The following is a 6330-nucleotide window of genomic DNA, read 5'->3' as shown; positions in this document are numbered from 1 at the left end:
ACTGCCCCTCGATCGACAGGCTCTTCAGCTCGATCGCGCGGTCGCTTGGGCCGCGCTGCCTGGGCGCCCTGCTCACCGGCATGGGCCGCGACGGAGCGCAGGGCCTGCTCGACATCCGCGAATCCGGTGGGCGCACCTTCGCGCAGGATGAGCAGTCGTCGATCGTCTACGGAATGCCCAAGGCCGCCGTTGAACTCGGCGCCGTCGAATTCCAGTACCCTCTCGTGCGCATGGGCCATGCGATCGTCGAGGCAACCTCGGCCAAGCTCTAGCGGAGAGAAACCATGCCTTTTATGCAGCACCTGAAGGTGATGGTGGTGGACGACACGTCCGTCAGCCGCATGCTTCTGGTGGACAGCCTCAACGGAATCGGAATCAAGAACATCACGCTCGCTGGCGACGGCGAGCAGGCGCTTCAGCTAATGATGGCAAGCCCTTGCCACATCGTGTTCTCCGACATGAACATGCCGAAGCTCAACGGGTTGCAGCTGCTCAAAGCGCTGCGCGAATATGGGCCGACCCGCCAATGCTGCTTCATCCTCGTCACCGGCAAGGGTGACCGAGCGATGATCGAGGAGGGCAAGAAGTTCGGTCTGAATAATTTCCTCGCCAAGCCGTTCACGCCCGCCACTCTGAAAGCGGCGATCGAGACGGTTGTCGGCAAGCTGGTGTGATGGAGATAACATGGATATTCAACGCATCAATATCGTGCAGGGCGAGTTCTACGTGAGCGGCGAAGATAACGTCGCGATCAGTACCTTGCTTGGTTCCTGCGTCGCTGCCTGCATCAACGATCCCGTGGCGCGGGTGGGCGGCATGAATCACTTCCTGCTTCCGGGCAGGGACGCGGCCTCCCCAATGGCGGCGCGCCACGGCGTGCACCTGATGGAGCTGCTCATCAACGGGCTGCTGAAGCTCGGCGCGGCGCGCGGCCGCCTGGAGGCCAAGCTGTTCGGAGGTGCACGCACCATGAACGTGCTGTCCGACTATGGTGCGGAAAATGCCAAGTTCGCGGAGGAGTTCCTGCGCCGGGAAGGGATCGCCATCACTGGCGGCAGCATGGGTGGCGAGACGGGGCGGCGCATCCAGTTCTGGCCTGCCAATGGCCGGGCACTCCAGAAGTTCGTGCGCGCCGTCGACGATGCACAGCGCGTCCAGCCCTTGCCACTGCCGGCTTCGGGCGGCGAACTGGAGCTTTTCTGAGATGTCGGCGTTCCAGCGGGCCGCGGTGCCGGCAGACTCCGATCAGCACCAGGAAATGGCCATGCCGGCCCTGCTCAGGCAGCTCGCGCATGAGCTGGGTGCGCTCCAGCTCATGGCGGCTGACATGGAAAGCTCGGTTGACGACATGATCGAGCGCCACGCCGGCGTGCTTGATGCCCGCAGCATCCAGAATCTGCAGCTGCTTGACATCCTGAACCAGACGCTGCTGGCGCTTGCCACCTTCGCCGGCAATGCCGCCTCGCTTTCGCCGCCGGACTGGCGGATCGACGGCAAGGCCGTCACGGCCGAACTCAAGCTCGCCAGCCTGGCCCAGCGCCTGGCGCGCGGCGGGGGAGGTGCCGCCAAGCCCGCAGCCCTGCCATCTGATCAGTCTTACGAACTGTTTGCCGACGGATAGCCGCAGGCGTGCGGGAGTTCTGTTCGACCAGGTGAGCCCACCTGGCCGGAACGCGCGCTAGATCCAGCCGCCGTCCACCACATAGTGCTGGTTGGTGCAGGCGGATGCCTCCTCCGAGGCGAGGAAGACTGTGAAGCGGGCGATCTCGTCCGGCATGATCTTGCGCTTGAGGCACTGGCGCTGTTCCAGTTCCTTCAGCGATTCAGGGGTGAGCCACTTGTCGATCTGGCGCTGTGTCATGATCCAGCCGGGGGCGATGGCGTTGACGCGGATGTTGTAGGGCCCATAGTCGCGCGCCAGCGAGCGGGTGAGGCCGAGGATCGCCGACTTCGATGCGGTGTAGGCTGCCATGCCGCCCTGGCCGATCATCCATGAGATCGAGCCGAAGTTGATGATCACCCCCTGGCGCGCCTCCTGCATGGCAGGCAGCACCGCCTGGGCCGCGAAGAACTGGTGCTTCAGATTGACGGCGATGCGGTCGTCCCAATATTCGGGCGTGACATCCGCCGTCGCGTGGCGCTCGTCATGCGCGGCATTGTTGATGAGGATGCTGATTGGCCCCAGCGAGGCTGAAACGCGCGCCACGGCGGCGCGCAGGGCGGCGATGTCCTTCAGGTCGGTGTGTTCGAACTGCACCGCCTGGCCCTTGGCCGCGAGTTCGGCCACCAGTTTTTCCGACTCATCACGCGCGATGTCGATGAAGGCGACCTTGCACCCCTGTTCCGCGAAGCGCCGTACGATCGTCTCGCCAATTCCGGACCCGCCGCCGGTCACCAGCACCACCTTGCCCGCGAGATCGCTGTAGATTGCCGCCATGATGTCCCCCTGCACGTTGCACGCCGGAGGATGCCACTACGGGAATCTGTTGACCAGAGCGATAAGAGTTGACCCAGGCGGGGCCAGTGACGCGTGCTGCGCCGCCATGGCCAGCATGGCGCCGGCAATCTGTGCGCCTGCAAGCAAGCCGAGATGTTGACCAAGGCTCGGACTGACCCGTTGCCCGAACGACGTCTACGCTTGGCGGTTCACTGCGTGACGTGCAGGCGCTTGCTGGTCATTCTTCTCTCACCACCACACAGCGCTACATCGAAGTGAATGAAGATGCAAAGCGCCGTGTGGTGGAGGTAGTGTAGCCGTTGCAAAAACAAAAAAAACCAAGGCTCAATTCATGAGCCTTGGCCTATTCATCGCGAGAATTCTTATCCGAGGAACTCCACGACACCTGTGTCTAGACTATAGATAGCATAGACAATCTTTACCTTGCCTTCACCGACGAGGCGGCTGACGATAGCGCTTTCCTGAGAAATTCTGAACGCAGTGCGCTTGGCGCTTTCATGGATAACATTGCTGACGAAATCGCCTTCCTTACCACGCATGGCAATCGCCGCAGGGAGAATGTCGTCAACCATAGGTCCGATGAACCCTGGCAGTTCGGTGCCCTTCTCTGCGACCTCACATGCGGCTTGAACGGCTCCGCACTTTTCATGTCCGAGCACAACGATCAACGGCGAGCCAAGAACCGCGGCACCATACTCAATTGTGCCCATTGTGGCAGTATCGGCCATGTTGCCAGCGTTACGGCATACAAACAATTCCCCCAGCTCAAGTCCGCCGAAGATCATTTCAGGATGAACACGGCTATCAGCGCAACCTAACACTGTAGCCCAGGGTGCCTGCCCGCCCGTTAGCGCATCACGCTTCATCCCCAGATTCGATGCGCACAGTTCCGGTGCATTGACGAACTTTGCGTTGCCCTCCTTTAACTTTGCAAGGGCTTCATCAGGCGTAAGGCTTGTCGGTGCAAGCTTGGAGGCCGCATTCGCAACGCTTGACCATCCCATCATTCCAACTGCAGCAATGCCTGCCATAGATCCAGCAAGGAACTTCCGGCGGCTCTTCTGATTACATATCTCACACATATCATGTCCCCTAATGATGCCAAAAACATTCGATCCAAAGAGGTCGAAGTCCAAACACAGTATCCAGTGCGTGTGTTTAAACGCCGATTGGCCCGATGCCCGCGCGGAGATGAAGGCGCGCCTCTCAGCGTGGAGCGAGGCAGGCTACGATTTGTCACTCGACTGGTTGCTTCGGTCAGTCAACACGGTGCTCACCGGCGAGGCCAAGTTCCTTCACCTCCATGATCGGTCTGCGAAGGAGGTTCAGGATGCGTTATCCCGGGCCGGAAAACACGTCGAGAATATACTTAATCACCTATACGTTCGGCGACGGTCAGGATTCGATCGTCATATTGGGCACAGGAATATATGGGGCTAAACTCGGCCTCTTAAACCAACAGGTGACAAACAGATTTTCTATTGTGGGCGGAATAGGGAAGTTTCTCGCTGCCGGCGGTCAATGCGAAATTAAACAGCTCGAAGGGATGGATTACAACGTGACATGCGAAGTGTTCGTGCATGGTTATTGAAGCGTAGCAGAGAGCTAGCTCCGCGCATTCATATGTCAGACTCGTAGGCCCCAAAATCGAAGCTTCCCTTCGAAGAGGTCACGCCATCTCTGGTATAATTTCGGGACTATCTATTGGTCGCTGTATTCAAGAGACGAATGATGAACCACTATGCGGAGATGGTCGTCCGGATCCTTGATGTATTGCCATGTCTTATCCACCGTGGCGATAGACCCGTCCATATTCGTGATACGGACCTTTCCGAGTGATGTCGCTGTATCACCAAGAATAATGATTGCATTGTCTTCGGCTACACAAGAAGTCCAGCCCTTCAGGGCGAATCCTTTGTCATTGGGAAACTCAGGATCACCACCAACAAAATAGGCAAGTGCACCGGCGCGCGTCGTACGCACCGTCTGCGGATTTACTGTCAGTGTGGGCTTGAAGAGCACGCCGCCCTTGTCATAAGCATAAGCACTGTCAATCACTTTTTCGGCCAAAGCCTTCGCAGCGCTCTGGCCACCGGTTTCATAAGCTTTTGAGATGTCTACAAGAGCCGCGCACCAAGCACGCTGAGCTTCCAAAACTTCATTCTTGGTGATTGAACGGTCAATCAGTAAATCGGCCGCATGAGCAGAGGAGCAAATGGTCAGCCCACAAACCACGAAAGCAGCAGTAATTCCATGCAAGTTGATCATATCGCGCCCTTCCTCTCAGTGGGATAAAAAAATCTCAAACCGATTAGAATGTCAACTATTAACTCAAGTTTGCCAGATAACAACAGTAAACCAGAGCCTCTATCCGACATCCACCGGATGACCGGCTTGTTAGGTCTAAGATTTGCGCAATTTTGGGCCGGATGCAAGACCGGCCCTTGGCAAACAGCGTCGACAGTCTGCCATGACCGCAATTTCTACTCATTGCTTTCCGGGAATGTCGATTTTGCCGTGATTGTGCGTTGATCAAGACGCACCTCTCCCTTGGTTTGAGCTGGAACGCATGACAACCGGGCCTTTCACGCCGATGATGGATCAGGCGGTGGCCGCAGTTCGGCGATCAGCCGCAGAATGTCGGCGAAGAGTTGTCTCGGGATAGCGACTTCGGCCATCTGGAAGGTGACATAGCGGCCGTGGCTGATGATCTTCGCGCCGATCTTGATCAACTTCTCCCTCAGGCTGGTCAGCGACCAGTCCTTGATCGGTTCGGGTGTTGCGAGGGTGCGCAGGAAGTTGCCGAGATTGTAGGCGAGGGCGTGAAGCTGGAGACGGACTGCATTGGCGGCGAACGTGCGGCATGACAGGCGGGTCCACTTGATCGCGCCCTTGCCTTCCTTGATCCACTGCTCGCAGGTGCCGCGCATGTTGTAGAAGGCGACAACCTTCACCGCCTGACGGCTCAGGTTGGTGACAATGAAGCCGACGCGGGGATAAAGCTCGCCGGGGTGCCACTCAACTTTGGCGACGACGCGGCGCTTCCTGTCCCATGACCCTGCCTGATAGCTGAAGCTGGCGTAGGTCCGGACCACATGATGGGGCGGCCGGCCGACGGGCCGCGTCAGCAGGCTGGCGATACGGTCCTGAAGGATGGCGTTCGCCTTGAGACGGATCGTATACTTGTAGCCCTCTGTCTCCAGAAACTCATAGATGTCGGGTGAGGCGAAGGCGGCATCGCCCCGGAAGTAGCGGCGCAGGTCCCGTTCCCGGTAACGCTCAACGACAGGCTGCAGCACACTCCTCCAGTCGTCTGCGCTGTGAACATTGCCCGGGCGCAGGGCGCAGCGTTCGAGGTCGCCGAACTGGTTAAACACGAACAGCGGATGGTAGCACGTGCATTCGAAGTGACCGTTCCAGACGCTGTTCTCCTGCTCGCCATGGGTCGGGCTTACGCTCGAATCCATATCCAGTAAGATGCTGCCTGTTGAACGGCGAGCCTGCACCTTGTCGATCCATTGGCCTGACAGATCGGAGAGCGCAGTAAGGTTCTTCTCCACCGTCAGCAACCTTGTCTCGAAGCGTCCCATCTGGCTGGCTGATGCCGAACAACCCACGGCAGCCTTGCCGCCGACAATCCAGCGCATCGCCGGATCATGGCGCAGCCGCTCGGCGTCGTTGACATCCTCGTATCCGGCCAGCCGTCCGAACACCGACTGCCGCAGCATGCCGACCAGCGCATGGCGGCCGTTCTTGCCGGTGCGGGCATCGGCGAGCACGTCACCGGCCATCGCGCTGAGGCCCAAGGCATCGTCGAGTTCGCGATAGGCCAGCAGCCCGGCATCGGAGGTGATCCGCGAACCATGGAACTC

9 protein-coding genes are annotated in these 6330 nt (G+C 59.1%); 5 read left to right on the top strand and 4 right to left on the bottom strand.

Features of this window, described 5'->3' with window-relative positions:
* The 4 genes from ACILRA_RS18370 to ACILRA_RS18355 form a co-directional block, all read left to right on the top strand.
* Window positions 1–272, top strand: a 272-nt coding sequence (locus ACILRA_RS18370) for a CheB methylesterase domain-containing protein (protein WP_395663512.1), incomplete at its 5' end; no start/stop codon positions are given.
* A 12-nt stretch (window positions 273–284) separates the two neighbouring features.
* Window positions 285–674: a response regulator gene (locus ACILRA_RS18365; protein WP_395663511.1), complete on the top strand. Its 390-nt coding sequence runs from the start codon at window positions 285–287 to the stop codon at window positions 672–674.
* A gap of 10 nt (window positions 675–684) precedes the next feature.
* Window positions 685–1203: a chemotaxis protein CheD gene (locus tag ACILRA_RS18360; protein WP_395663510.1), complete on the top strand. Its 519-nt coding sequence runs from the start codon at window positions 685–687 to the stop codon at window positions 1201–1203.
* A 61-nt stretch (window positions 1204–1264) separates the two neighbouring features.
* Window positions 1265–1621, top strand: coding sequence for a hypothetical protein (locus ACILRA_RS18355; RefSeq protein ID WP_395663509.1), 357 nt, complete (start codon window positions 1265–1267; stop codon window positions 1619–1621).
* Window positions 1622–1678: 57 nt separating this feature from the next.
* Here the strand turns inward: ACILRA_RS18355 and ACILRA_RS18350 are convergent, their stop codons facing one another.
* Together ACILRA_RS18350 and ACILRA_RS18345 are read right to left on the bottom strand one after the other, a co-directional pair.
* On the bottom strand, window positions 1679–2437 hold the full coding sequence (locus ACILRA_RS18350; protein WP_395663508.1) for an SDR family NAD(P)-dependent oxidoreductase: 759 nt from the start codon (window positions 2435–2437) through the stop codon (window positions 1679–1681).
* A 383-nt stretch (window positions 2438–2820) separates the two neighbouring features.
* Complete coding sequence (locus ACILRA_RS18345) at window positions 2821–3594, bottom strand: carbonic anhydrase (RefSeq protein WP_395663507.1); 774 nt, start codon at window positions 3592–3594, stop codon at window positions 2821–2823.
* Window positions 3595–3788: 194 nt separating this feature from the next.
* Between ACILRA_RS18345 and ACILRA_RS18340 the strand changes: the two genes are divergently transcribed.
* Window positions 3789–4049 (top strand): hypothetical protein, encoded by a 261-nt coding sequence (locus ACILRA_RS18340; protein ID WP_395663506.1) that lies wholly within the window; start codon window positions 3789–3791, stop codon window positions 4047–4049.
* Between the two features lie 110 nt (window positions 4050–4159).
* On the opposite strand, the gene ACILRA_RS18335 is transcribed toward ACILRA_RS18340, so the two are convergent.
* Together ACILRA_RS18335 and ACILRA_RS18330 are read right to left on the bottom strand one after the other, a co-directional pair.
* Complete coding sequence (locus tag ACILRA_RS18335; RefSeq protein WP_395663505.1) at window positions 4160–4726, bottom strand: hypothetical protein; 567 nt, start codon at window positions 4724–4726, stop codon at window positions 4160–4162.
* A 317-nt stretch (window positions 4727–5043) separates the two neighbouring features.
* The coding region (locus tag ACILRA_RS18330; protein ID WP_395663504.1) for an IS1380 family transposase at window positions 5044–6330 on the bottom strand (1287 nt) is incomplete at its 5' end.

This window comes from Aestuariivirga sp. (genome assembly GCF_044239095.1).
Taxonomy (GTDB): domain Bacteria; phylum Pseudomonadota; class Alphaproteobacteria; order Rhizobiales; family Aestuariivirgaceae; genus Aestuariivirga.
The sequence above is the reverse complement of the archived record's forward strand: the minus strand, read 5'-3'. Positions and strand labels throughout refer to the sequence as shown.

Bases quoted from the DNA above. Each gene is read 5' to 3' on its own strand.
- ACILRA_RS18365 (WP_395663511.1), top strand. From the start codon at position 285: ATGCCTTTTATGCAGCACCTGAAGGTGATGGTGGTGGACGACACGTCC.
- ACILRA_RS18360 (WP_395663510.1), top strand. From the start codon at position 685: ATGGATATTCAACGCATCAATATCGTGCAGGGCGAGTTCTACGTGAGC.
- ACILRA_RS18355 (WP_395663509.1), top strand. From the start codon at position 1,265: ATGCCGGCCCTGCTCAGGCAGCTCGCGCATGAGCTGGGTGCGCTCCAG.
- ACILRA_RS18350 (WP_395663508.1), bottom strand. From the start codon at position 2,437: ATGGCGGCAATCTACAGCGATCTCGCGGGCAAGGTGGTGCTGGTGACC.
- ACILRA_RS18340 (WP_395663506.1), top strand. From the start codon at position 3,789: ATGCGTTATCCCGGGCCGGAAAACACGTCGAGAATATACTTAATCACC.
- ACILRA_RS18335 (WP_395663505.1), bottom strand. From the start codon at position 4,726: ATGATCAACTTGCATGGAATTACTGCTGCTTTCGTGGTTTGTGGGCTG.